The 24,390-nt window shown below is 71.3% G+C and carries 25 protein-coding genes; 9 read left to right on the top strand and 16 right to left on the bottom strand.

The annotated features are described in order from the left end of the window. Nucleotides 1–21: 21 nt before the first annotated feature. Nucleotides 22–234 carry a biotin/lipoyl-binding carrier protein gene (locus tag AAH991_RS31815; RefSeq protein ID WP_346229620.1) on the top strand — a complete coding sequence of 71 codons (213 nt, stop codon included), beginning with the start codon at nucleotides 22–24 and terminating at the stop codon, nucleotides 232–234. 14 nt (nucleotides 235–248) lie between these two features. Here AAH991_RS31815 and AAH991_RS31810 read toward each other — a convergent pair whose 3' ends face one another. Beyond that, entirely contained in the window at nucleotides 249–626 is a 378-nt protein-coding gene (locus AAH991_RS31810; RefSeq protein ID WP_346229619.1) for a thioesterase family protein, read from the bottom strand. A 287-nt stretch (nucleotides 627–913) separates the two neighbouring features. Here AAH991_RS31810 and AAH991_RS31805 point away from each other — a divergent pair, with 287 nt between their 5' ends. Next, nucleotides 914–2,626, top strand: coding sequence for a serine/threonine-protein kinase (locus AAH991_RS31805; protein ID WP_346229618.1), 1,713 nt, complete (start codon nucleotides 914–916; stop codon nucleotides 2,624–2,626). Nucleotides 2,627–2,675: 49 nt separating this feature from the next. Here the strand turns inward: AAH991_RS31805 and AAH991_RS31800 are convergent, their stop codons facing one another. The 3 genes from AAH991_RS31800 to AAH991_RS31790 form a co-directional block, all read right to left on the bottom strand. Further along, nucleotides 2,676–4,322 carry an acetolactate synthase gene (locus AAH991_RS31800; RefSeq protein ID WP_346229617.1) on the bottom strand — a complete coding sequence of 549 codons (1,647 nt, stop codon included), beginning with the start codon at nucleotides 4,320–4,322 and terminating at the stop codon, nucleotides 2,676–2,678. 262 nt (nucleotides 4,323–4,584) lie between these two features. Continuing rightward, on the bottom strand, nucleotides 4,585–5,307 hold the full coding sequence (gene bioD / locus AAH991_RS31795; protein WP_346229616.1) for a dethiobiotin synthase: 723 nt from the start codon (nucleotides 5,305–5,307) through the stop codon (nucleotides 4,585–4,587). A gap of 25 nt (nucleotides 5,308–5,332) precedes the next feature. Next, nucleotides 5,333–6,061 (bottom strand): GntR family transcriptional regulator, encoded by a 729-nt coding sequence (locus AAH991_RS31790; RefSeq protein WP_142565677.1) that lies wholly within the window; start codon nucleotides 6,059–6,061, stop codon nucleotides 5,333–5,335. A 658-nt stretch (nucleotides 6,062–6,719) separates the two neighbouring features. Here AAH991_RS31790 and AAH991_RS31785 point away from each other — a divergent pair. Next, entirely contained in the window at nucleotides 6,720–8,183 is a 1,464-nt protein-coding gene (locus AAH991_RS31785; RefSeq protein ID WP_346229615.1) for a histidine kinase N-terminal domain-containing protein, read from the top strand. 236 nt (nucleotides 8,184–8,419) lie between these two features. On the opposite strand, the gene AAH991_RS31780 is transcribed toward AAH991_RS31785, so the two are convergent. Together AAH991_RS31780 and AAH991_RS31775 are read right to left on the bottom strand one after the other, a co-directional pair. Further along, the gene (locus tag AAH991_RS31780) at nucleotides 8,420–8,674 is read right to left on the bottom strand and encodes a WhiB family transcriptional regulator (RefSeq protein WP_346229614.1); all 255 of its coding nucleotides are present in this window, start codon (nucleotides 8,672–8,674) and stop codon (nucleotides 8,420–8,422) included. 281 nt (nucleotides 8,675–8,955) lie between these two features. Continuing rightward, entirely contained in the window at nucleotides 8,956–9,948 is a 993-nt protein-coding gene (locus AAH991_RS31775; RefSeq protein ID WP_346229613.1) for a diacylglycerol/lipid kinase family protein, read from the bottom strand. Between the two features lie 87 nt (nucleotides 9,949–10,035). Between AAH991_RS31775 and AAH991_RS31770 the strand changes: the two genes are divergently transcribed. Then, nucleotides 10,036–10,446 carry a hypothetical protein gene (locus AAH991_RS31770; protein ID WP_346229612.1) on the top strand — a complete coding sequence of 137 codons (411 nt, stop codon included), beginning with the start codon at nucleotides 10,036–10,038 and terminating at the stop codon, nucleotides 10,444–10,446. Nucleotides 10,447–10,544: 98 nt separating this feature from the next. Here the strand turns inward: AAH991_RS31770 and AAH991_RS31765 are convergent, their stop codons facing one another. The 3 genes from AAH991_RS31765 to sodN all read right to left on the bottom strand — a co-directional run bounded on the left by AAH991_RS31765 (nucleotide 10,545) and on the right by sodN (nucleotide 12,386). Then, on the bottom strand, nucleotides 10,545–11,345 hold the full coding sequence (locus AAH991_RS31765) for an RNA polymerase sigma factor SigF (RefSeq protein ID WP_139580371.1): 801 nt from the start codon (nucleotides 11,343–11,345) through the stop codon (nucleotides 10,545–10,547). Continuing rightward, on the bottom strand, nucleotides 11,345–11,770 hold the full coding sequence (locus AAH991_RS31760) for an ATP-binding protein (protein WP_169988166.1): 426 nt from the start codon (nucleotides 11,768–11,770) through the stop codon (nucleotides 11,345–11,347). Before AAH991_RS31760 ends, AAH991_RS31765 begins: the two co-directional genes overlap by 1 nt. A 214-nt stretch (nucleotides 11,771–11,984) precedes the next feature. After that, the gene (gene sodN, locus AAH991_RS31755) at nucleotides 11,985–12,386 is read right to left on the bottom strand and encodes a superoxide dismutase, Ni (protein WP_030511449.1); all 402 of its coding nucleotides are present in this window, start codon (nucleotides 12,384–12,386) and stop codon (nucleotides 11,985–11,987) included. A gap of 84 nt (nucleotides 12,387–12,470) precedes the next feature. Here sodN and AAH991_RS31750 point away from each other — a divergent pair, with 84 nt between their 5' ends. Further along, nucleotides 12,471–12,785 (top strand): S24 family peptidase, encoded by a 315-nt coding sequence (locus AAH991_RS31750; RefSeq protein ID WP_346229611.1) that lies wholly within the window; start codon nucleotides 12,471–12,473, stop codon nucleotides 12,783–12,785. A gap of 26 nt (nucleotides 12,786–12,811) precedes the next feature. Here AAH991_RS31750 and AAH991_RS31745 read toward each other — a convergent pair whose 3' ends face one another. Then, complete coding sequence (locus AAH991_RS31745) at nucleotides 12,812–13,339, bottom strand: CGNR zinc finger domain-containing protein (protein ID WP_346229610.1); 528 nt, start codon at nucleotides 13,337–13,339, stop codon at nucleotides 12,812–12,814. A gap of 294 nt (nucleotides 13,340–13,633) precedes the next feature. Here AAH991_RS31745 and AAH991_RS31740 point away from each other — a divergent pair, with 294 nt between their 5' ends. Together AAH991_RS31740 and AAH991_RS31735 are read left to right on the top strand one after the other, a co-directional pair. After that, the gene (locus tag AAH991_RS31740) at nucleotides 13,634–14,797 is read left to right on the top strand and encodes an NAD(P)-dependent malic enzyme (RefSeq protein WP_346229609.1); all 1,164 of its coding nucleotides are present in this window, start codon (nucleotides 13,634–13,636) and stop codon (nucleotides 14,795–14,797) included. Nucleotides 14,798–14,980: 183 nt separating this feature from the next. Then, the gene (locus AAH991_RS31735) at nucleotides 14,981–16,387 is read left to right on the top strand and encodes an NsdA family TPR-like regulatory protein (RefSeq protein ID WP_346229608.1); all 1,407 of its coding nucleotides are present in this window, start codon (nucleotides 14,981–14,983) and stop codon (nucleotides 16,385–16,387) included. Nucleotides 16,388–16,412: 25 nt separating this feature from the next. On the opposite strand, the gene AAH991_RS31730 is transcribed toward AAH991_RS31735, so the two are convergent. The 4 genes from AAH991_RS31730 to AAH991_RS31715 form a co-directional block, all read right to left on the bottom strand. Continuing rightward, the gene (locus tag AAH991_RS31730) at nucleotides 16,413–17,510 is read right to left on the bottom strand and encodes a trypsin-like serine peptidase (protein WP_346229607.1); all 1,098 of its coding nucleotides are present in this window, start codon (nucleotides 17,508–17,510) and stop codon (nucleotides 16,413–16,415) included. Between the two features lie 166 nt (nucleotides 17,511–17,676). After that, complete coding sequence (locus AAH991_RS31725; RefSeq protein WP_346229606.1) at nucleotides 17,677–17,961, bottom strand: hypothetical protein; 285 nt, start codon at nucleotides 17,959–17,961, stop codon at nucleotides 17,677–17,679. A gap of 70 nt (nucleotides 17,962–18,031) precedes the next feature. Further along, nucleotides 18,032–19,213: a trypsin-like serine peptidase gene (locus AAH991_RS31720; RefSeq protein WP_346229605.1), complete on the bottom strand. Its 1,182-nt coding sequence runs from the start codon at nucleotides 19,211–19,213 to the stop codon at nucleotides 18,032–18,034. 287 nt (nucleotides 19,214–19,500) lie between these two features. Further along, entirely contained in the window at nucleotides 19,501–20,628 is a 1,128-nt protein-coding gene (locus AAH991_RS31715) for a trypsin-like serine peptidase (RefSeq protein WP_346229604.1), read from the bottom strand. 211 nt (nucleotides 20,629–20,839) lie between these two features. Between AAH991_RS31715 and AAH991_RS31710 the strand changes: the two genes are divergently transcribed. Together AAH991_RS31710 and AAH991_RS31705 are read left to right on the top strand one after the other, a co-directional pair. Next, the gene (locus AAH991_RS31710; protein WP_346229603.1) at nucleotides 20,840–21,379 is read left to right on the top strand and encodes an SSI family serine proteinase inhibitor; all 540 of its coding nucleotides are present in this window, start codon (nucleotides 20,840–20,842) and stop codon (nucleotides 21,377–21,379) included. Between the two features lie 216 nt (nucleotides 21,380–21,595). Beyond that, the gene (locus AAH991_RS31705; RefSeq protein ID WP_346229602.1) at nucleotides 21,596–22,558 is read left to right on the top strand and encodes a zinc-binding dehydrogenase; all 963 of its coding nucleotides are present in this window, start codon (nucleotides 21,596–21,598) and stop codon (nucleotides 22,556–22,558) included. A gap of 81 nt (nucleotides 22,559–22,639) precedes the next feature. Here the strand turns inward: AAH991_RS31705 and AAH991_RS31700 are convergent, their stop codons facing one another. Together AAH991_RS31700 and AAH991_RS31695 are read right to left on the bottom strand one after the other, a co-directional pair. Next, complete coding sequence (locus tag AAH991_RS31700) at nucleotides 22,640–23,383, bottom strand: PadR family transcriptional regulator (RefSeq protein ID WP_346229601.1); 744 nt, start codon at nucleotides 23,381–23,383, stop codon at nucleotides 22,640–22,642. Next, the gene (locus tag AAH991_RS31695) at nucleotides 23,380–24,201 is read right to left on the bottom strand and encodes a DUF4097 family beta strand repeat-containing protein (RefSeq protein ID WP_346229600.1); all 822 of its coding nucleotides are present in this window, start codon (nucleotides 24,199–24,201) and stop codon (nucleotides 23,380–23,382) included. Before AAH991_RS31695 ends, AAH991_RS31700 begins: the two co-directional genes overlap by 4 nt. Nucleotides 24,202–24,390: the final 189 nt, after the last annotated feature.

The following is a 24,390-nucleotide window of genomic DNA, read 5'->3' as shown; positions in this document are numbered from 1 at the left end:
CACGTTGAGGGGAGTTCCCGGGTGGCCGAGGTGCACGCCGAGATGGTGGCGAACGTCTGGAAGATCGTCGTGAGCGAGGGCGAGGTCGTCGAGGAGGGTGACACGCTCGTGATCCTGGAGTCGATGAAGATGGAGATCCCGGTCCTCGCCGAGGACGCCGGGACCATCGCGAAGCTCCAGGTGAAGGAGGGCGACGTCGTCCAGGAGGGAGACCTGATCGCCGTCATCGAGTAGGACCCGAGGGGGGTTCAGAGGCGGGACAGGAACCGCTCCCGGTCGACGACGACCCGCTCGATCGTGCCCGTGGCGACCAGGGCGCCGGTCTTGTCGACGGCCCTGACGGAGAAGACGAGCCGCCTGCCGTCCACCTCCGCGAGCTCCACGCCGATCTCGACGTGCATCCCGACCCGGCTGGGCAGCCGGTGCTCGAGCAGAACCCTGGTCCCCACCGTGGTCTGCCCGGGCTCCAGGTGCTGCTGGACGGCTTTGACCGTGGCCCCCTCGGCGAACGACAGCAGCCGCGGCGTGCCCAGCACCGGCACGTCGCCGCTGCCGACCCGGATCGCCGTGTCCTCACGCTCCACCATGATGAGGACCTCGGCGTGCAGACCTGGAGCAAGACTCATGCGGGCCAGCCTATTGGGTCGTGATTTCCCGGTGCCCATGAAGAATGCAGGCAACTAAATGGGCCGGGGAAGCGTCTTAATCGGGGGCGGGGACTCCGCGATGCTTTCCGGGCGACGGAGGCGGGCAGCGGTTAGGGTGATGCACAGGTAGGCTCGACTTCCGACCCCCGAGCCTGGATCCCGTACGCGTACAGGGTTCCGTGATGCTGTCGTTATCTACCCGCGACGCGAACCTGCTTTGTTGGACACCTTCGGGGGTCGAGTGACTTAGGGGGTACGGGGCGCAAATGGTGGCCCAAGGCACGACCCTGGCTGGGCGCTACCGCTTGGACGCCCGGCTCGGCGCCGGGGGCATGGGCGAGGTATGGCGTGGTGAGGACACCGTCCTCGCACGCACCGTCGCCGTCAAGGTGCTTCTCCCCGGTCGCCTCGACGACCCCGGATTCGCCGTCCGCTTCCAGGGCGAGGCCCGGGCGATGGCGACCGTCAACCACCCCGGCGTCGTCGACGTCTACGACTACGGGGTCACCGAGGTCCCCGGCGACGGCTCCACCGCGTACCTGGTCATGCGGTTCGTCGACGGCGAGCCCCTCGACCGGCTGCTGACCCGCCTCGGCCGCATCGGCGCCGAGCCCGCGATGGAGCTGATCGCGCAGGCCGCGTCCGCCCTCCAGGCCGTGCACGAGCGGGGCATCGTGCACCGGGACGTCAAACCGGGCAACCTGCTGGTGCGTTCCGACGGCACGCTGGTGCTCACCGACTTCGGCATCGCCCGGGCCGACCAGGGGACCCGTCTCACCGACGCCGGGATGGTGCTCGGCACCGCGGCGTACTGCGCGCCGGAGCAGGCCGAGGGCGCGCCGGTCACCCCCGCCGTCGACATCTACGCGCTGGGCGTCGTGGCGTACGAGTGCCTGGCCGGGCAGCGTCCCTTCGACGGCGACTCGCCGGTGACGATCGCGCTCAAGCACATCCGGGAGGAGCCGCCGCCGCTGCCGCCGCACGTGCCGCCCGCCGTCCGGGCCATCGTCGAGCGGGCCATGTCGAAGGACCCGGCGCTCCGCTGGCCGTCCGCCGCCGCGATGAGCCACGCGGCCCGGCAGTCGGTGCTGTCTCCAGGGGCCGGGCCGGACGCGGCGCCCGCCTACGGCCCGCAGGGCCCGGCCGGAGCGGCGTACGGCCCGCAGGGCCTGCCCGCGGGCCCGGCGGCCACCACGGGCATGGGGGTCACGCCGCCTTCCGCGGGGGCGGCCACCCAGGCCCACCCTCACCCGATCGGGCCGGAACCCATCCCGTCCACCGGCCACACCTACCGGGTCACCCGCGAGGCCTGGAACGACGCGCCCGCCGTCCCGCCGGCGACCGTCGCCACGCCGCAGCAGGGCACGCGTACGGCCCGGCGCGCGGCGCAGCGGTCCAAAAGAGGCAAGGGGATGCCCGTCGCGGCCGGGGTGGCGGGGTTCGCCGTCGTCGGGGGTCTGGCCGTCCTCGGCATCAACATGGCCTCGGCGGGGTCCACGACCCCTCCGTCGCCCGCGCCGTCCCTGACGCTATTCTCCCCGTCGCCGACCCCGTCGCCGACGCGGGCCGTCTCGCGGCCCTCCGCGAGGCCCACGCAGGAGGTGCCGGTGTCGCGGCCCAGCCCGTCCAGGAGGAAGCCGAGCCCCTCGCCGAGCCCGACTCCCAGCGCCTCGCCGAGCCGCTCCGCCTCCCCGACGCCGTCGCCGAGCCCGACCGAGGGCATGGTCAAGGTGCCGCAGCTGAAGAACCTGCCGGAGAGCTCCGCGAACGCGCGGCTGAACATGCTGGGTCTCGTACCGAAGGCCGCCTACGAGGGCGCGGAGGAGTGCAAGGGAGTGGTCGTCAGCCAGAAGCCGGCGGCGAACACGCTGGTGAAGGAGGGCACGACGGTCACGTTCACCGTGAAGAGGACGTGCCCGTCCCCCTCGCCCACTCCGTCGCCCAGCCCGGCGGTGACCCGCACCCCCGTGGCGAACTGAAGCCCGTAGGAGCGGAGCCCCGCGCGGCCACGCGGGGCTCCTGTGAGCGTCACACCCCGGTCGTGTTGCGCGGGTAGGCGATCGCCGGGTCCGTGGCGATGTTCACCAGATAGGGCACGCCGGAGTCGAACGCGCGGCGCAGCGCCGGGCCGATCTCGCTCGGCGACGTGACGAGCTCGCCGCCGCCGCCGAGCGCGGTGACCACCTGGTCGTAGCGGCACTGCGGCTGGAGCTCGGCCGCCACGTCGTAGCCGTACAGCATCTGCATGGGGTGCTTCTCCAGGCCCCACATGCCGTTGTTGCCGCAGATCATGACGACTGGCAGGCGGTGGCGGACCAGCGTGTCGACGTCCATCAGCGAAAAGCCCGCCGCGCCGTCGCCGAGCAGCAGCACGACCTGCGAGGACGGCCTCGCCAGCCGGGCCGCGATGGAGTAGCCGAGCCCGGTGCCGAGGCAGCCGTACGGGCCGGGGTCGAGCCAGTTGCCCGGCCGCCTCGGCTCGACGTACTTGCCGGCGTAGGAGACGAAGTCGCCGCCGTCGCCGATGACGACGGCGTCGTCGGCGAGGACCTTGTTCAGCTCGCCGTAGATGCGCATCGGGTGGATCGGGTCGGCGTCCGACTCCAGCAGGGCCGCGTCCTCGGCGATCGCCGCCGCCGCGGTCTCGCCCAGCCTGCTCACCCACGGCTCGTACGCCTTGGGGTTCACCCCGGCGGACCCGCAGGCCGCCGACAGGCCCCAGAAGATGACCGACAGGTCACCGGCGGCCGAGCCGGACAGGCCGGTGTGCGTGGCGAGCTGGGAGGGCGCGTCGGCGATGTGGACGACCCTGGCGAGGGGCGCGCCCTCCTTGCCGCCGAACCAGCCGTACGCGAGCCGGAAGTCGAGCGGGGTGCCGACCACGATGACGAGGTCGGCCTGGGCGAAGGCGACGCCCCGGGCGCGGGTGACGAGCAGATCGTGCCCGGCGGGCAGGATGCCCCGGCCCTGCCCGTTCGGCACGACGGGCAGCCGCCACTCCTCGGCGAAGTCCCGTGCCGCCTCCTCCGCGCGCTCCATCCACACGTCCGAGCCGAACACGAGCATCGGGCGCTCGGCCTCGGCGAGCAGTCGAGCGATGCCGGCGAGGGCCTCGGGGTCGGGCTCCAGCGGCGACGGGGTCAGCGTCTCCGAGGCGTACTCGGGCGACGGGGAGAACAGGTCGTCCATGTGGAAGTCCAGGAACACCGGGCCGCGGTGCGGGGCCAGGGCGGTCCGGAACGCCATCTCGACGTCCTGCCCGATGGAGTCCGCGCCCGACCCGGTGAAGGCGAGCTTGGTGATGGGCTCGAACAGCGGCGGATGGTCCATCTCCTGCAGGGCCCCCGCGCCCCAGCGCGAGCGCGGGGCGCGCCCGCCCAGTACGACGAGCGGTGAGCCGTTGAAGTGGGCGGTGGCGACCCCCGAGACGCCGTTGGTGACGCCGGGGCCGGCGGTTAGCACGGCGAGGCCGGGCTTGCGGGTCAGCCGTGCGGTCGCCTCGGCCGCGAACACCGCGCTCTGCTCGTGGCGCACGTCCAAGATGCGCATGTTCTGATGGACGGCCCCGTCGTACAGGGGGAAGACGTGCCCGCCGGACAGCGTGAACATGGTGTCCACGCCGTAGGCCTGGGAGACGGCGACCGCGATGTCGCCTGCGTGTTTGGGGGACTCCATACCGTGAAACCTACCAGTCGGTCACATATGGGAACAGATGGATGGCCAATGCCCTCCAGCCACAGGAGAACGTCGGTCACCTCCGCTGATGCCCGATGCTGTCGCGGCTACTCCGCTCGCATGGCCTGGGATTCCAGCCGGCCGCCGTCCAAACGCTCGCCGGAAGCGTCAGGCGCTCGGTCGCCTGCGCCACGTTGAGACCCGTGCCCTCGTCCAGAACCTGAAAGGCGCTCTCCAGGGCTTCGGTTTCACGCGGCTCCCGTCACAGGGGCAGCTTGAGGGTCGAGCGGAATCTGGCCGGGTCGAACGTGCCGCCGAGCGCGGGAGCCAGTCCGGCGCGGGCGGCCCGAGCGAACGCCTCCCGGCCGAGCGCGCCCGCGCCCTCCGGCAACGCGCCCGACAGCGGCCGGGCGGCGAGCATCTCCAGGTCGGCGACGTTCGACCGCTCGGCGACCCCCGGGTCGGCCGGCCAGGACCCGATCACCACGCCCGCCAGGTCGAGGCCCCTGCCCGCCATGGCTTCGAGCGTCAGCGCCGTGTGGTTGAGCGTTCCCAGCGCGGCGCGCGCCACCACGAGGACCGGGGCGTGCAACCGCCGCGCCAGGTCCGCGAGTGTGCCGCCCTCCTCGTCGTAGCGGACCAGCAGGCCCCCTGCGCCCTCGACGAGCACCAGCCGGTGTGTCTCGGCCAGTTCCTCGATCCGGGCCGCCGCCGACGTGAGCGACACCGTCGGCAGGCCGCGGACGCGGGCCGCCGCGGCGGGGGAGAGCGGGTCGGGATAGCGCGTCATCTCGAAGGTCGTCGTCACTCCCGACAGGCGGATCACCTCGTCGAGGTCCCCGGGCTCCCCGAGCGCCACCCCGGTCTGGGCCGGCTTCACCACCGCGACCGTCGCGCCCCGCTCTGCGGCCAGCACGGCGAGCGCCGCCGTAACCACCGTCTTGCCGACCCCGGTGTCCGTCGCGGTCACGATGAGAACACTCATGTCCGGGAGGGTAGAGCCTTCCTGCTTACGGGCGGCGGAGGCGGGTGACGAACTTGTAGCGGTCGCCTCGGTAGAGCGACTGGGCGTACTCGACGGGGTTGCCGTCGGCGTCGAAGGCGTGCCGGGTCAGCAGCAGCATGGGCAGCCCGACGTCCACCCCCAGCACCTGCGCGTCGTACGGCGTGGCGAGCACGGTCTCGATGACCTCCTCGGCGTCGGTCAGCCGTACGTTGTAGGCGTTGTGGAGGGTCTCGTACAGCGACGAGTGCACCTCGAGCTCGCGCCGCAGGCGCGGGAACCGGCGGGCGGACAGGTGCGTGGTGTCGATCGACATCGGCTCGCCGTTGGCCAGGCGCAGGCGGTGGATCCGCAGGACCCTGCCGCCGGGGTTGATGGCCAGCCGCCGGCCGAGCGCCTCGTCGGCCGTGATGTAGCTGATGTCGAGGATCTTGGTGTCCGGCTCGAGGCCGACCGTGCGCAGGTCACCCGTGTACGAGGTGAGCTGGAGGACCTGGGCGACCTTGGGCTGGGCGACGAAGGTGCCCTTGCCCTGGATGCGCAGCAGCCTCCCCTCGACCACCAGCTCCGACAACGCCTGCCGGACCGTCGTCCGGGAGGTCTCGAACCGTACGGCAAGGGCGCGCTCGGGCGGGAGCGCGCTGCCCGCGGGCAGGCTCTTGGTGAGCTCCAGAAGACTGCGCTTCACGTCGTAGTACTTCGGAACCCGGGGAGAGTCCTCGCTGTGCTCCGTCACCTGTCCACCCTCAACTCGGCCACATCGCCCAACTCAGGCAACATTCTCAACTCGGCCACAGCGGTGAGCGCACCCCGGACCACCGCGAGATCATCGGACCTCAGATCGGCCCCCGCGGTCAACCGCGGACAGGACCGGCCCCGAGGCACCGATGGTGGGCGGAAGCATCCCACGCGGGCGCCCCGGTCCGCATCCAGGGCTCCCACTCCGGGTGCGAGCGGGGGCGGGCCGGGCTCGGCAGGTCCCACGCCGGCCGCCGGGCCGGTCGTCCTCGGGCCGGGCTCGGGAGCCCGAGCGGCCGGCTTCCGAGGCCGCTGCCGGGCGCGTCCGGGCAGGTCACTGATCTTCGGGGCGTCCGGGACATCCGGGGCGGCACCGGCGCGGGCCGGCGCGCGGCCGGTGCCGCCGGTGCACGAACGGGCCCTGTCCGGGAGTGCGCCGGTCGGCTCGGGGGCGCGCGGAACGACGCCGGCCCGAGCGTCCGGCGGCCCCGGCGACGTGACGGTTCTCACACTCTCCCCACGCCCGGCGAGGCCCGCCGCCCCGCGCTCGGCGGCGGCCGCGCGGACCCTGTCCGTCGGCCCTGTCATGAGGTGCATCTTGCCAGGTGGTAATGGTCGATTCGCTTTCGACCCGGACGGCGGCGCATCATGCAGTCGTGCCGACTCTCAGCGACCTCGTGTCGCGCCACACCGCGCTCGACTCCGCCGACGTCGACTGGATCCACTCGCTGGTCTCGGACTGGCAGTTGCTCGCCGACCTGTCGTTCGCGGACCTCATCCTGTGGGTTCCCGACCAGGGCGGCACGAGGTGGGTGGCGGTGGCCCAGATGCGGCCGACGACCGGTCCGACCGTCTACCACGACGACGTCGTGGGCGAGTCCGTCGCCGCCGGGGAGCGGCCCCTGATCGACGTGGCCTGGAGCGAGCACCGCATCTGCAGGGAGGGCGACCCCGACTGGTCCAGCGGCGTGCCGGTGCGCGAGGAGACGATCCCGGTGCGGCGGGGCAAGGAGGGCCCGATCATCGGGGTCATCCAGCGCTCGACCAACCTGTCGTCGGCGCGCACTCCGTCCCGGCTGGAGCTGACCTATCTGCAGAGCGCGTCCGACCTGGCGCAGATGGTGGCCGACGGCAGGTTCCCCTTCGCGGAGGAGGAGCCGATCCTGGTCAGGTCGCCCCGGGTGGGCGACGGCCTGCTCCGCCTGGACAAGGCCGGGCGGGTCACCTACGCCTCGCCCAACGCGCTGTCGGCCTACCGCAGGCTCGGTTTGCACGCCGACCTCGTGGGGGCGGACCTGGGGAAGACGACCGCCGATCTGTGCTACTCCGACGAGCCGATCAACGAGGACCTGATGGTCGTCGCCAGCGGCCGGGCCCCCCGGGAGACCGAGGTGGAGAACGGCGGCACGGTCGTGCAGCTACGGGCGATCCCGCTGATCGTCGGCGGCGGCCGCATCGGTGCGCTGGTGCTGATCCGCGACGTGACCGAGCTGCGCCGGCGGGAGCGGGAGCTGCTCACCAAGGACGCGACGATCCGCGAGATCCATCACCGGGTCAAGAACAACCTGCAGACCGTGGCCGCGCTGCTGCGGCTCCAGGCGCGCCGGCTGAACAACCCCGAGGGCCAGGAGGCGCTGAACGAGGCCGTACGGCGGGTCGGCTCGATCGCGATCGTCCACGAGATCCTCGCCCAGATGCCGGAGGAGATGGTCGAGTTCGACGACATCGCCGACCGGGTCATCGCGATGACGGCGGAGGTGGCGCTCGCGCAGGTGGCGATCAAGCGGGTCGGCAGCTTCGGCGTGCTGCCCGCCGCGGTCGCGACCCCCATCGCCATGGTGCTCACCGAGCTGCTGCAGAACGCGGTCGAGCACGGGTTCGCCCACTGCTCGGGAAACGTGCAGGTCGTGGTGTCCCGGGACGCCGACCGGCTGGAGTTCGCGGTGGCCGACGACGGCAAGGGGCTGCCCGAGGACTTCGACCTCGAGGCCACCGGCAGCCTCGGGCTGCAGATCGTCCGTACGCTGGTCGTCGGCGAGCTGTCGGGCCGGCTGAGCGTCGCGGGAAGAGAGGGCGGGGGCACCGAGGTCAGGCTCAGCATCCCGGTGCAGTCCGGCTGATCTCCCGCAGGTGTCTCCGCTCGGCGTCTCCGTGCGCGGACGCGGGAGGCGCCACAGGGGACCCGCTGTGCGGGACCGTTGTGGGGGATGCCATAGTGGACGCGATGTCTTGGTGGACGGACGGCCCTATGGGCGGGAGGCTCCTCGGCCGTTCCGGCCGGGGCGAGACGGCGCCCCGCGATTCGGTGAATGCCATCGCCGGCATTCACCGAAGGCGTTCGCGTGCGGCGGGGGAGTCAGACGGCGGCGCGGGCGCGGGCGCGCGCGTTGCGGCGCTTGAGGGCGCGGCGCTCATCCTCGCTGAGCCCGCCCCAGACTCCGGCGTCCTGGCCCGACTCGAGGGCCCACTTGAGGCAGGACTCGGCGACCGTGCATCGCCCGCATACCTGCTTGGCCTCTTCGATCTGCATGAGCGCCGGACCAGTGTTCCCGATCGGGAAGAACAATTCGGGGTCCACGTCACGGCAGGCAGCGCGGTGGCGCCAGTCCATGCGTTCCACTCCTTCGTAAAGTGGAGCCACCGTGGCTCCTCGTCAACTTTGTGATTTCTTTCACTAGCTGCTGCGAACAGCGGCCCGGATCCTGGGTGAGGGGCCGGGTGTGTCCGCGCGATCGCCGGGGCTCCTTACGGAGGCTGTGGTCTCCGTAAAGGTCCTACGTTCCGACGTCGTGTTCAGCTTTTCAGCCGTACCAACACCACACAAGAGGTTTGGGACAAGGTTTTGCCCGTCGTGGCTGTCGGATGCGTCACACTATGACTACATGTAACAGGTCAGACGAGAACTTGTAACGCGTCCGGGATAGCGCGGAAGATCACCCACTCGTGTTCTCCCAGGTAGTCGCCGTCGAGCTGGAAGGCGACCGGGCGGGAGGCGAGGAGGGTGAACTCGGCCTCGTCATGGATCTGAACGAGGTGTTTACCGCGCGGCAATCCCCGGTGTTCACCGATGATCTGCCGGACGAGCGTGAGCACGGCCGGAAGGCTCATCTTGCGGAGCCCGAGCATGTCGAGCCCCGTTTCGAAACCGGCCCACGGCGTCGGGTTGATCGGACGTGTGCCGGCGTACGTCCACGGCGACGTGTTCGACACGATCGCCATGAAGATCCCATCCTCTGGAGGCCGGCCGGGACGGGTCAGCCGGATCGCCGGCCGCCGGCGGTCCGTCACGAAGAAGTGGCGCACCGTCGTGTTCACGTAGAGGGCGGGCAGGGCGCGGTGTCCCGCGCTCCGCAGGCCCTCGACGGCTCGGACGACTTCGGCGTCGTATCCCAGTCCAGCACAAAATGTGAAATATCTAGACCTTCGCTGGTCAGGAGGCGCACCTGCCCCCGGATCCGGGCCCGAAACCTCGTCATGCCAAATCGCCTGTCCCAAACCTATGGTGCGGCGGCGTCCTTCCCGCAGCGCCTCCAGGACGGCTCCGGTCGCCTCGACCGGGTTGTTGGGCAGGCCGAGAGCGCGGGCGAAGACGTTGGCGCTGCCGCCGGGGATCACGATGAGCGCGGGCCGGTCGCTCGCGCCGCCGCCGGGACGGGCGTCCAGCAGGCCGTTGACGGTCTCGTTGATCGTGCCGTCGCCGCCGAGGACCGCCACCGCGTCGAAGCCCTTGGCATGCGCGGTGGCCGCGAGCGCGGTCGCGTGGCCGCGGTACGCGGTCTCCTCGACCGACAGATCGACGGCGGCGCCGAGCGCCCGGATCAGCACGTCCCGGGTACGCCGGTGCGTCGAGGTCGCCTTGGGATTGACGAGGAGGAGTGCCCGCATGCCTGAAGGTTAACGAACGGTTTACCGCTCGCGTCGGCTGACGCCTGCCCAGTGGGCCGCCCGCCGCTGCGGGTAGGGTTGGACGGTGTGATCAGCAGTTCCGTGGGCCGTCCCGGCACACTCACCGTGGCCGCCGCCGTCCTGGCCGCGGAGGGCCTGCTCGCCCTCGTCCTGGGCGGCTACGTCGGCGTCGAGACCGTGATCGGCGAACCCACCGATGTGGTCACCAGCATCGCGGTGGCCGGGTTCGGCATGGTCGGCGGCGCTCTGCTGCTCTGGGTGGCCCGGGGCCTGTGGCAGGTGCTGCGCTGGAGCCGGGGCCCGGCCGTGGTGACGCAGATATTCGCGCTTCCGGTGGCGATCAGCCTCATCCAGTCGGCGCAGTACGCCTTCGGTGTCCCGCTCATCGCCGCGGCGGCGGTCGCCCTGGTCACGCTGCTCGCGCCGGCCTCCACGCACGCCCTCATGGGCGAGGACGGCGCACCCGGCGCGTCCTGAGCCGTGCGATCGGTGACCGGGCGCCGCCGGGGGGAGCGCGGCGTCGCGGTCGTCTGCCTGGAGATCGTCCGATCGTCCGGGCTCGTATGGGTTCCCGCTCAGTCCTCGGCGGTGAGGCCCTCGCGGAGCTGCGCCAGCGTCCGGGCGAGCAGCCGGGACACGTGCATCTGCGAGATCCCCAGCTCGGTGGCGATCTGCGACTGCGTCATGTTGCCGAAGAAACGCAGCAGCAGGATCCGCTTCTCGCGCGGAGGCAGGCGCTCGAGCAGCGGCTTGAGCGACTCGCGGTACTCCACGCCCTCCAGCGACTCGTCCACGATGCCGAGCGAGTCGGACACGGCGGGCGCGTCGTCGTCACCGGAGTCGGGCGCGTCGAGCGACACGGTGGAGTAGGCGTTTGCCGACTCCAGGCCCTCCAGGACCTCTTCCTCGCTCATCCCCAGGTGGGCGGCGAGCTCGGCGACCGTGGGCGCGCGGCTCTCCCGCTGCGACAGTTCGCTTATGGCCTTGGTGAGCGAGAGCTTCAGCTCCTGGAGCCTGCGCGGCACGCGGACCGCCCAGCCCTTGTCGCGGAAGTGCCGCTTGATCTCGCCGACGATGGTCGGAGTGGCGTACGTGGAGAACTCCACGCCGCGGGCGAGGTCGAACCGGTCGATCGACTTGATCAGCCCGATCGTGGCGACCTGCGTGAGGTCGTCGAGCCACTCGCCCCGGTTGCGGAAGCGGCGGGCCAGGTACTCCACCAGAGGCAGGTGGAGCTCGACCAGCTCGTCGCGGATGCGCTGCCGCCTCGGGTCGTCCGGCGGAAGCTCCGACAGCTCGGCGAAGAGTGTGCGGGCGCGTACGCGGTCCGGCACCGCCGAGTCGCCGGAGGTCATCGCACTCGTCCTTTCCGTCATCACGACGGCCTCGCCGTGCTCCGGCGCTTACGCAGCACGATCGCCAGGTGATCGGCGTGGTCGGAGATCGCGTCCACGTCGTCGGCCAGCGCGGTCAGCACCATCCAGGCGAAGTCCTCCCGGTTGGGTGAGCTGACCCCGAGCGTGTTGACCTCGACGCGGACCGTCATCTCCGGGCCCGTGAGTTCGAACTCCGCGAGGAGATCGGTTCCGGGCACGGCGTGCCGCAGCAACATGGCGCACGCCTCGTCGACGGCGATGCGCAGGTCCTCGATCTGGTCGAGGGTGAAGTCGAGCCGTGCGGCGAGCCCGGCGGTGGCCGTGCGCAGCACGGACAGGTAGGCGCTCACGGCGGGCAGCCGGACACTCACAGCATCGCGAATCCCGGTCAGATCCACCGCAGGCGTCTCGGTTTCCTCGGTCACGTTCCTCCTCGCCTCTTCAGCCGGCTGAGTGCCGCTGACTGCAACCTACCGCCACTCGCGCGGTGCCGCCCCGGGCGGACGCGCTGATTGTGGCGATCCTTGGAGGTACCTGCACGTAAATTCCGTGCTACCGAATATGGAGTTTGTATAAGGCCTTGGGATGATCTGGCCCCGCGCGGCCCTGAAAGCCGTGCGGGGCCCGAGGTTCCGGGGCTCAGGCGGCCTTGGTCTCCCAGAAGATCTTGGCGATCTCGTCGATCTTCGCGAGAAGGTCGTCGGCCAGGGAGGGGTCCACGGTGCCCTTGGCCCCGGCGGCGCCGGCCAGCTTCGTGGCGTCCCAGAAGAGCTGGTGGAGCTGGGGGTACTGCTCGAGGTGCGGGGGCTTGAAGTAGTCGGTCCACAGCACCCACAGGTGATGCTTGACCAGCTCGGCCCGCTGTTCCTTGATGATCAGCGCGCGGGTCCTGAAGACCGGGTCGTCGTTGTCGGCGTACTTCTTAATGATCGCCTTCACCGACTCGGCCTCGATGCGGGCCTGCGCCGGGTCGTAGACCCCGCACGGCAGGTCGCAGTGGGCGGACGCCTCGTGCCGGGGTCGCAGCAGTCGTGCGAGCATCGGAATCCTTCCTTAGGAATGCTGGTGACAGCACTGTTCCAGGACCGACCTTACTCGTCTCGAAATCACTGTGCGGAGGGGGATGTGCTCACCGCCGTGTGCGTGTCCGGCGATTCGATGCTGCCCGCGTTGCGGCCCGGAGACTGGCTGCTGGTACGGCGCGGCGCCCCGATCCGCCCCGGCGACCTGGTGGTCGCCGGGCGGCCGCACGGGCTGATCGTCAAGCGGGCCTTCCGGCTCACGGGCGACGGCTGGTGGCTGGAGAGCGACAACCAGTCGGCCCCGGGGCGCCGGGACAGCTGGGACTTCGGCGCGGTGCCCGAGGAGGACATCCTGGGCAGGGTCGTGCTGCGGTACTGGCCCAGGCCGGCGCTGCGCTTCCCCGCGCCGGCCCCCTGACCGCGCCCTTCCCCCTGGCCGGGCCGTCAGGCGCCCCGCTTGCGCGCCCGGTAGGCGGCCACGTTCGCCCGGCTGGCGCACCGCTCCGAGCAGTAGCGGCGCGACCGGTTGGAGGAGGTGTCGAGATAGGCGTTGCGGCACGGCGCCGCCTGGCACATGCCGAGCCGGTCCACGCCGAGCCGGGTCACGACGCTGGCCAGGCCCATGACCGACCCGACCGAGAGGGCGTCGGCGACCCGGCCGCCCTCGGTCAGGTGCAGGTGCCAGGGCTGGCCGTCGTGCCCGGAGATCTGCGGATGCACGGGATGGCGGACCAGCAGCCCGTTGAGCCGCTCGACCACCTCCACGTCGTCGCCCTCCGCGGCGGCCGCGAAGACCCCCGCGAGTTCGTCGCGCAGCTCGCACAGCGCGTCGATGTCACGGCGGGTGAGACGCGCGGCCGCCTCCGTACGGCCCGTCTCCTCCAGGAGGGCTCGCAGGGAGAAGGGGTTTTTGAGTTCGTCGCCCATGTTGACCAGCTGTACGGCCAGCTCGGCGTAAGACGTCAAGTCCAATGGGACGCCCAAGTACGTAAGAGATCACCGGCAAAGCCGAGTATTACATGCCCGATGGCCTGGGGGAACACCTGAACGTGCAACGATATGTGACCCGATCCGGCCGGGGCGCGTGTCTCATCGTGTGGCACAATCGGGGAACGGGTGACCCCCGTACCCCCCTCAAGAGACGGACCGTCAACGACGACGGCCTCCGGCGGCTACCGAAGCCAGGCTCTCGTTCTCTTGACGGCGTCTACCGAAGGAACTCGTCCTTTCGACACTGGGGTCGCTGTGACCGTCACATCTTCTTCCTTGGAATCTCTCGACCTGGATCCCGCTTTCGCCCTGCACCGCGGCGGCAAGCTGGAGGTCCGCTCCACCGTCCCGGTCCGCGACGCCGACGACCTGTCGCTCGCGTACACGCCGGGGGTCGCCCGCGTCTGCACCGCCATCGCCGACAACCCCGACCTGGTCAACGACTACACCTGGGTCTCCAACGTCGTGGCCGTGGTCTCCGACGGCACCGCGGTCCTGGGGCTCGGCGACATCGGGCCGGCCGCCGCCATGCCCGTCATGGAGGGCAAGGCCCTGCTGTTCAAGCAGTTCGCCGGCGTCGACGCGGTGCCCATCTGCATCGACTGCACCGACGTGGACGCGATCGTCGAGACCGTGGTCAGGCTCGCGCCGTCGTTCGGCGGCATCAACCTCGAGGACATCAGCGCCCCCCGCTGCTTCGAGGTCGAGGAGCGCCTGCGGGGGCTTCTCGACATCCCCGTCTTCCACGACGACCAGCACGGCACGGCGATCGTGGTCCTGGCCGCGCTGCGCAACGCGGCCCGCCTCACCGGGCGCTCCCTCGGTGAGCTGCGCGCGGTGGTGGCCGGCGCCGGAGCCTCCGGTGTCGCCGTGTCGCGGATGCTGCTGAACGCCGGGATCGGCGACATCGCGGTCTCGGACTCCAAGGGCGTCATCCACGCCGGTCGCGAGGATCTGAACCCGGTCAAGCGGGCGCTGGCCCGCGACACCAACACGCTCGGCCTGTCCGGGTCGACCGAGCAGGCGCTCGCCGGCGCCGACGTGTTCGTCGGCCTGTCCGGGTCGACGGTCCCGGAGCACGCCATCGCGGCGATGGCACCGGACTCGATCGTGTTCGCGCTGTCCAACCCCACCCCGGAGGTGGACCCCGCGGTGGCGGGCAGGCACGCCCGCGTGGTCGCCACGGGGCGGTCCGACTACCCCAACCAGATCAACAACGTGCTGGCCTTCCCCGGGGTCTTCCGCGGCGCGCTCGACGTCCGCGCGACGACGATCACGGAGAACATGAAGGTGGCGGCGGCGGACGCGCTGGCGGCCGTGGTCGGCGACGACGTCGCCGAGCACTACGTCATCCCCTCGCCGTTCGACGGCCGGGTCGCTCCCGCCGTGATCGCCGCCGTCGCGCGGCAGGCCCGCGAGGACGGCGTCGCCCGCAAGTAGTCCTCCGGCCATCACCGGGCGCCCGAGGGCCGCGAGCCGCGTGACCGCGCGGTGCGCGGCCCTTCGTCTTCTCCCCGTCAAGGCGCGTAAACATTTGGGAATGCCTTTAGGTCCTCACGGTTAGTGCTATAAAGAAAGCTCTCCGTAACCAAATCGGCTATTGCCTGTCCCGGTTGGAGAGCGATGCGACGTGACCCCAACCGCCTGCTCCAGCAGCACCTCACCGAAGCCGGACTGTCCCGCAAGGGGCTGGCCCGCCGGCTCAACGGTCTCGGCCTGGCCCGGGGGCTGCGGGGGATGCGGTACGACCACGGTTCCGTGCTGCGCTGGATCGGCGGCCGCCGCCCGCGCGAACCGGTTCCCGGCCTGCTGGCGGAGATCTTCTCGCTGCGGCTGGGGCGGCAGGTGTCCAGGGAGGACATCGGCATGCCGCGTGGAACGGTCCCCCTCGATCTGGGACGGGAGTTCCCCCATTCGTGGGAGGAGGGTGTGGCAAGCGTGACAGCACTGTGGAGGGCCGACGTCGAGCGGCGCAGGTTCCTGCTCGACTCCACTTTCGCCCTGGGGGCGGGTTCGGCGGGGATCGTCCGCTGGCTGGCGGCGCCCGACGGGGAGCGGCTCTCCGCGAACGGGCCGCGCCGCGTCGGGCCCTCGGACGTGGCCGCCATCCGCGAGGTCACCCGGTCGTTCGGCGAGCTGGACAACCGGTTCGGCGGCGGCAGCATCCGCGGCCCGGTCGTGCGCTACCTGCACACCGCCGTGACGCCGCTGCTGCGCGAGGGCGCGTACGGCGAGGCCACCGGGCGCTCGCTGGCGACCGCGGCGGCCGAGCTGACCCGGCTGGCGGGATGGATGGCCTACGACCTGGAGCAGCACGGGCTGGCCCAGCGCTACCTGATCCAGGCGCTCGGCCTGGCGCGCGGCGCGGGCGACCACGCCCTGTGCGGCGAGATCCTGGCCGGGATGAGCCACCAGGCCGTCTACATCGGGCATCCCCGGCACGGTCTGGAGCTCGCCAGGGCGGCGGTGGCGGCCGCCCGGCGCTCGGGGGTCGGGTCGCTGCTGGCCGAGGCCCGGGTGCTGGAGGCGCACGCCCTGGCCCTGCTCGGGGAGCGCACGGCGTGCGGCGGCGCGCTGCACGAGGCGGAGGTCGCCTTCGACCGGCGGACGCCGCAGAACGAGCCCGGCTGGATCGGCTACTTCGACGAGGCCTACCTGGCCGCGAAGTCGGCCCACTGCCTGCGCGACCTCGGCGACGGGGCGCGGGCCGTACGGCAGGCCCGGCGCTCGCTGGTGATGGACGGGCGCTACGTGCGCGGCAGGATGTTCAACCTCTCGCTGCTCGCCACGGCCCTCATCCAGGAGGGCGAGCTGGAGGAGGCGTGCCAGGCGGCGTCGTCGGCCCTCGATCTCGCCGGCAACATCCAGTCGGCGCGCACGCGGACGTACGTGGCGGACATGTGCCGCCGGTTCGCGCCGTACGCCGCGGAGCCGCGGGTGGCGGAGCTGCTGGCGCGCGGCCGGGGCCGCGCGGGGAACAGGGAGAGCACGGGCACGCGGGCCGCGGCCAGGGAGGCGGTCGGCGTCTGAGACCGCCACGCCGGGGCGGGCCCCCTCACCCGGCGCGCCGGGCCGCGTTGTAGACCTGGAACAGCTCCCCGTCGAAGTACGGAGACAGGCCGGTGCCCGCGCCGGAGAGCCCGATGGTCATGCCGTTCAGGTAGCCCAGGCCGCGTACGCCGCGGTAGGCGGCCAGCCACGGCGACCCGGAGGCGGCGGCGAAGGCCGAACGCACGGCGACCAGTTCGTTCGCGCTCCTGGACAGATCCTGGGCCAGGAAGGGCCTGCGGTAGGCCCGGGTGAGCCCGTCCGCGGGACGCGCGGAGGCCCGCAGGGAGTAGCCGAAGATGGCGAGCGGCCGGTCGACCGGCAGGTTGTAGGCGAGGCCCTGCCCGCCGACCTTGTCGCCGAGACGCCCCGCGGGAAGCAGCCGGACGCCGGTGTAGCCGGTCGCGGTCCGGTACTTGGGGCCGCCGGCGAACGCGGCGTACTGCGCGGCGTTCCGCAGCGCGACGCGCTTGGGCAGCACGCCGGCGTGGACGCTGACGAACGCGTAGTCGCGGTCCAGGTCGCCGTACCTGGTGAAGTCGCTGTGGGCGAAGGCCCGGTCGCCGGTGTAGACGCCCCAGGGCGTGCCGCCGCCGGCGAAGCCCGGAATGAAGATCCAGTTTCGGTGCGGCGTGGCGGTGGAGCCCGACGTGGGCCGCGCGGCGTACACGCAGTGCCCGGCCGTCGCCACGAGGTTGCGGTGGTCGGACTGCACGGACGTGCCCGCGCACCAGTGAGGGCGGCCGTCCGGGCCGACGAAGAAGACCTTGCCCGTCGTCCTCGGCAGGTTGACGTTCTTCGAGGGGCCGGTGGCCCGCTTGACCCCGGCGGAGGCGGGCACCACGCCGCGTACGCCGTCGGGAGCGGCGCCGTCGGCCGTGACGGGGGTGGCCTCGATCCCGGTCGGCGCGGACGCGGGAGTCGCGCCGGCGAGCGGGCGGCCGCCGTCTCTCAGCCAGTAGGCGAGCACCGAAGCCACCTTCGCGCCGGAGGCGAGGGGCGTCGTCACGGTGATCTCGTAGCCGTGAGCGGGCACCGCCGCCCCGGTGACGAGCAACGCGGCCGTCGCCGCCGCACCCCACAGCGGGGGGAGGATGCGCTTCAACGGATCTCCTTGCTGTGGAACGTCTCCCGCGCCCCACATGTGAATGGGCTGCGAGGAACATACAGCGATGGGGATCAAGTCGGGAAAACAACGCGGATGCTCGTCGGCGTTCCCGCAACGCGGAAGTGCCCCGCCGCGGCGCGGCGGGGCACTTCCCGGGGGGTGCTCAGGCCTGTGTGGTGAGGCCCGGAGCCTGCTGGGTGAACGTGATGACGATGTCCCGGCCGTTGGCGTAGCTGACCACCGGCCGCCGCAGCATCTCACCCGCCCTGCGGGCGGCCGTCTGCCACAGATCCACCATCTCCGGGCTGTCGGCGGTGATCCTGAACCGGCCCTTCGCCATGAGGTGTTCGGCGACGAGCTGCGAGAAGTTGACCTCGCCACGCACCCTTTCCTCCGCGTTGAGGGGGGTTCGCCGCGGGGCGGGCTGCATTCCGGAAGGGTGGGTCATCGCCGATCTCCTCGTGGTCGCCGTCCGCTCAGCATGCCACCCGCGGGCCGGCGCCGGGCGTGCGCGCGACTCAGGCGATGGAGCCGGACCAGTTGTTGGCGGCGGCCTTGTAGACGCCGTAGGTCTCGCCGTCGAAGTACGGGGAGACACTGGTGTCGATCCGCTTGTTGCCGTTGGTGTCGGAGACACCGCTGGTGACGCCGTTGAGGTAGCCGAGACGCTTGCTGTTGCTGTACCTCAGCAGCCACGCCGAGCCCGAGGAGCCCTCGCCGGTGAAGGACGACTTCACGCCCACGAGCTCCTCGGCCTTGACCGAAGGGGCCTTGGCGGCGAAGGTCTTGCCGTACGACCACTTGAGGGTCTGGCCGGTGAAGACGCGGTCGCCGTCCGGGTGCGACCCGCTCGGGTAGCCGAACACGTAGACCGAGCTGCCGACCTTCTGGTTGTAGGCCAGCCCCTGGCCGCCGACGTTGTTCTCGAGCCGGCCGACGTCGGTGAACTTGACGATGTAGTACTTGCCGCCCCGGCTCTTGCGGATGAAGCGGTCGTACTTGAGGTAGGTCTTCCTGTCGACCTGCTTCCAGTTCCACTCGGCGACGTTGCGCAGGTCGCCGCCGCGTCCCGCCTTGATGCCGTTGTAGACGGTCACGAAGGCGTAGTCGCGGTCGCCGTCCTCGTAGACGTCGAAGTCGTAGTGGGTGTAGGCCGTCTTGCCGACGTAGATGCCCCACGGCGCCTTGCCCTGGTAGTAGCCGGGGATGAAGACCCAGCGGTCCAGGGTGGCCTTGTTCGTCCTGGTGTCGTAGACGCAGTGCCCGGCCGTGGCGACCAGGTTGCCGTACTTCGACTGTACGGAGGTCGCGCTGCACCAGTGCGGCCTGCCGTCGCCGCCGCGGAAGAAGACCTTGCCGGTGGTGCGCGGCAGGTTCACGTTCTTCAGGGAGCCGCTCGACTTGCCGCCGCCGGTGGGCGAGATGGTGCCGGGCTTGCTGTCGGCGGACGGCCCGCCGGTCGAGATGTGCTTGGCGCTGACCTGGCTCTCGTACCCGTACGGGGTGGCGTGGACCAGGTTGGAGGCCTTCTGGTTGAGCCAGTAGGCGATGACGTTCTTCGCGGCGATGCCGCTCGCGGCCAGGGGGTCGGAGGCCGTGTCACCGGCCGCCTGCGCCGGGACCGCGATGGTGGCCCCGATGAGGCCGGCCGCGGCCACACCCCCGATGGGGACGATCAGACGGTTGACTCGGGTGTTCATAGATCTCCAGGTGCTGTCGTGGTACGCCACATGCGTCCCACCCGTGTGTAAAGGGCTAGTAAAGACAGTACCTCTCGCCTTTATCCGATTTTTACGTGGTTTCGGAGGCGTGTCGTCCGTTCCTTTTCCGTTATGTCTGACAGCACTTGTCAGGGCCGAGACCATGTCGTGACATCAGTGCAGGTCCACTCGGATGCCTTCCGTGTCAAATCACGCACTGTCCGCAGCCGGACCGGGCGGCATGGTGTGACGTGAATCACATCGAGGATCGTCGCGGCGCGTGAGGGTCAGCCCGTGCCCTGCTTGCTCGCCTGGGTGTACACCCGCTGCGTCAACTGGTTGAAGTACGGCGTGGAGACGGCGTCGAGGCGTCCGCCGCCGCTGAGATTCCAGGTCAGGCTGGTGATTCCGGTGAGGTAACCGGTCCGCTTGGCGGCGTCGTAGCCGATCACCCACGGGCCGCCGCTCGCGCCGGCGGTGAACGGGCAGCCCGGCAGCCGCACCCCGTGTTCGAGTTGCCAGGTCGGCGCGCTGACGAACTTCTTCTCGGTGGTGCCGTCGCAGGACTTCACCGTCTGCCCGGTGTACGGGCGGCTGCCGTCGGGGTGGGCTCCGGCCGGGTAGCCGAAGACGGAGATCGGCCGCCCGGTCGGCTTGCCGGAGGCGAAGCGGAAGGCGCCCACCTTGTCCTCCAGGCGGCCCACGTCGACCGACCGGTACTTGAGCCTGCCGTTCTCGACGTACGGCTGCCAGGTGAAGCCCCGGTGCACGGTGACGAAGGCGTAGTCGCGGTCGAAGTCGCCCTGACCGGCGAAGTCCTCATGCATGTAGAGCGTGTGGCCGACGAAGATGCCGGAGGGGGCCACGCCGTCGTGGTAGCCGGGGATGAACACCCAGTTGTCCACCGTCTTGTCCTGGGCCAGCGCGTACGCGCAGTGCCCCGCGGTGGCGACCAGGTTGCGGCGGGCGGAGTGCACCGCGGAGGCGGAGCACCAGTACTCCCTGTCGCCGACCTTGAAGAAGACCTTGCCCACCATCGAAGGGGAGGCGGCGGCGGGGGGCGCCGCGGCGCGCGGCCCGATCGCGCGCGGTGTCGCGTCCCCCGGGCCCACCTCCACCAGGGAGGGCGTGCTCTTGGTCGAGGGCGACGGCTTCGTGCTCGGCACGTAGCTGCTCGCCTGCTTGAGCCGCTCCGGGCTCCAGTAGGCCGCCACCCGTTGCTCGTCGGCCTGGCGGGGGGCGAGGGGGAAGGCGCTGACCCCGTTCTTGCCGATGCCCGCCGCGGCGGAGACCGTCGTCGTGGTGACGTTCGACGCGGCGGTCGCGGGAACGGCGGGTCCTTGACTCCACAGCACGGCGACCGCACTCGCGGCGGCGACGACGCCACCGGCGGCGAGTGTCAGCTTCCTGGTCACCGTGGGACCTCTCGTTGCGGAGATATGGATAGTAAGGGGTGATTTTTCCAGATCCACACGGTTGTGGCATCCCTTCTTGCCCAGCTCGTTATGAATCCAGCGGAACCGATGTGGTCTGTGGTACGTCAGATTTCTTTGCGGTCCGGAGTGGGCGCTTGCCCCCGGGGGCTCCCCTGAGAACGCTGGTCACCAGCGAAAACGGGGGGATCGCATGAAACCGCTGCTTGTTCTCCTGGCCGGTGCGGCGCTGGCCGCCGGCCCCTCTGCCCAGGCCTGGGCCCATCCCGGCGCGGCAGGCGACGACGGAAGGACCGCCCGATCCGGGCCGCTCGGACCCGTGACGCCCGCACGGGCGGACGCGGCGCCGGTGAGGGGGGCCACCCTGCCGGCTCCACCACCGCCCGAGATCGCGCTGCGGGCCGCACGATCGCCGGCCTCCCGGGTGCGGGCGGTGATCCTGACCATCGCGGACGGCGAGCAGCCGGAGCCCGCGACGCGGTCGGCCTTCCTGAACTGCGCCCCGGTGGGCGGCTCACACCCCGCCCCCGAGAAGGCGTGCGCCTGGCTGAACAGGTCGGGCCTCGACCCGGGCGCCCTGCGGGTGAACGAGGCCCAGCCCTGCACGATGATCTACGCACCTGTCACGGTCACCGCCAGCGGCATCTGGGACGGGAAGTACTTCCAGTTCCGGCGTACCTTCGGCAACGACTGTGAGAAGCGGTCGGCCGCCGGGGAATTGTTCGACTTCTGACACGCGCAGCCAACCGCACGCGGCGTACGGGGAACGTAAAGGTCAGGGGCGCGATGGCCGCCCTCGTCGGGTCCACCGGCCAGGATGCTGTCCGGAGCCCCCTGGCGCCGAGTCGATCCGGCCGGCCGCGCAGCAGCCCGGGTGTCACAGGCGCCGGCGGCGAGCCGCGCCGGGCCGTACCGGGTCCGGCGACGACGGCCGGAGTAATGTTCTGGCATGTTCGCCGCCACCGTCACTCAGACAGATCCGGACGACCCGCTCAAGGGCCTGACGCTCGGGGAGCACCCCGAGCCGGTCGTGCCGGAAGGATGGACGACCGTCACGGTCCGGGCCGCCGCGCTCAACCACCATGACCTGTGGACCCTCAAGGGTGTGGGGATCAGCCAGGACCGGCTGCCGATCGTGCTCGGCTGCGACGCGTCGGGGGTGGACGAGGAGGGCAACGAGGTCATCGTCCATGCCGTGATCGGCACTCCGGTCGGCGGGGACGAGACCCTCGATCCGGCGCGTTCGCTGCTGTCGGAGAAGTACGACGGGACGTTCGCGGAGAAGGTCGTGGTGCCCCGCCGCAACCTGGTGCCCAAGCCAGCGGCGATCACCTTCGAGGAGGCCGCCTGCCTGCCCACGGCCTGGCTGACGGCCTACCGCATGCTCTTCGACAAGGCCGGGCTCGAGCCGGGCTCGACCATCCTCGTCCAGGGCGCCGGCGGCGGCGTGGCGACGGCGCTGATCGCGCTCGGCCGGGCCGGCGGCTTCCGCGTCTGGGCGACCAGCCGCTCGCAGGACAAGCGCGAACGGGCCCTAGCGCTCGGGGCCGACCGGGTCTTCGAGACGGGAGCGCGGCTGTCCGAGCGGGTGGACGCCGTCATGGAGACGGTCGGCGAGGCCACTTGGAAGCACTCGCTGAGCTCCCTGCGCCCGGGTGGCCGGATCGTCACCTGCGGCGCGACGAGCGGCATGGTCGCCGCGACGCAGCTCGCGCAGGTCTACTTCCTGCAGAAGTCGATCATCGGGTCCACGATGGGCACGCGCGAGCAGCTCGGGCGGCTCGCGGTGTTCCTGGAGCAGACGGGCGTCCGGCCGGCGATCGACCGGGTGCTGCCACTGGCCGAGGCGGAGGAGGGGTTCGCCGCCATGCACCGCGGCGAGGTCTTCGGCAAGGTGGTCTTCACGCTCTGACGGCCGCCCGCGCGGGGCGGGCGGCGCTCTCGTCGCCGCCCTCCCGCCGGTCGCCATCCGCCCGCCGGTCGTGGGGGACGGTCAGGGACGCAGGGCCCGGCGGATGCGCTCGGCGGCCTCGTCGAGGGCGGCCCGGCACTCGGCCAGAGCGCGCTCGTCCGGCACGCCGGCATCCGAGGTCCGGTGGACGTCGGCGACGAAGTCGGCCAGCATCCGGCTGAGCGCGGCGTCATGGCCGCCCTGACGGCCGCCGCCGAACCCCCAGGACTCCTCCCAGAGGCGGCGCCACTCGTGCTGCCGGCGCTCGCTCTCCTCCTGCCACTGGCGCTTGTGGCGGCGCCACTCCTCCTTCTGCCTGCGCCACTCCTCCTTGGCGTGGTCGCGCTGCCGCCGCCAGTCCTCCTTCTGCTCACGCCGCTGGTCGCGGTTGTCGTGGCCGATGTCCCTGGCCATCTGGGTGAGCTCCTCGCGCAGGGAACGCACGGTCTGCCGCACGTCCTCCTTGACCTCGCGCGCGATGTCCTGGACCGAGGCGGTGATCTCCTGCTCCAGGTCGGCCAGCTCGTCCATGCGGTCGTTCAGTTCGGCCCGGCCCTTGTCGGTGAGGGTGAAGACCTTCTTGCCGTCCACGACCTCGTGGGTGACCAGGCCCTCGTCCTCCAGCCGGGCCAGCCGGGGATAGATCGTGCCGGGAGAGGGGGAGTAGACGCCGAGGAAGCGGTCCTGCAGGAGCCGGATGACCTCGTAGCCGTGCCGCGGGCTCTCCTCCAGCAACTTCAACAGGTACAACCGCAACCGGCCGTGCCCGAAAACAGGACTCATCATGCCGTCTCCTCCGTTCGCGTGCCGGCGGGCTGGCCGCTCAGCAGGGTGACCGCGCCGGACACCGTGGTCGCCGACAGGGACGCCATGCCGCCGCCCAGCCGGCCGTCGAGCGAGCGGGCTCCCGGCATCGCGGAGGCGCGCAGCTCGGGGAAGGCCGAGTCGATCCTGCCTGAGGTCGAGTGGACCGACACGTCGGCGTCCACGTCCTGCGGGAGCCGTACGACGATCGTGCCCGACATGCTGTGCAGCGTGACGTGCCCGGTGGGCTGCAGGTCCAGGTCCGCGGTGACGCCCCCGGACACCGTGTTCACCCGCAGCCGTCGCGGCCGGCCCGCGGCGACGGTGAGTTCCCCGGAGACGCTGGAGAAGGACAGGTTTCCGACCAGCCCCCGGCTCTCCACCGAGCCCGAGACCGTCTCGGCCTGCACCTCGCCGCTGACGCCGTCGAGGACGATGTCACCGGACACGGCCTTCACGCCGGTGATCCCCTCCATGCCCGCCACGACGGCGGAGGCGGAGACGATCCCGGCCTGGACGGGACACGTCCTCGGCACGGTGAGCGTCAGCGTGGTCCTGCGCGGGCCCGGACGCAGCCACCCCAGGATGCCGTCCCACGTCAGGTCCTTGTAGGCGACCGTCAGGCGGCCGTCGTCGTCGTGCGTCACCACGAGCGGCGCGCCGTCCACCTCCGTCACTTCGAGCGTCGGCGGTCCGTCGCTGGCCAGCACGGCCAGCCGGCCGGCCACGACGCGCACGCTGAGCGCGGTGACCTCTCCGAACGTGAGCCGTCCGGGAGAGTCGATCGTGTATTGGGGCATCGCTCCGGCCCTTCCACGCGAAGTCCTGCGTCCGCACGGCGGACACCGTGCGGACGTACCATCACAAACAAGATATATCTCGTTCATGAAAAGTCAAGATGTATCGCGTTTGTCCGGGCTCCTCGGGCCGGGCAGGAGCAGCGGCAGCGGCCGCGTCAGTCGTGCTCAGCCGTCGTGCTCAGCCGTCGT

The organism is Microbispora sp. ZYX-F-249 (assembly GCF_039649665.1).
GTDB lineage: Bacteria > Actinomycetota > Actinomycetes > Streptosporangiales > Streptosporangiaceae > Microbispora > Microbispora maris.
The sequence above is the reverse complement of the archived record's forward strand: the minus strand, read 5'-3'. Positions and strand labels throughout refer to the sequence as shown.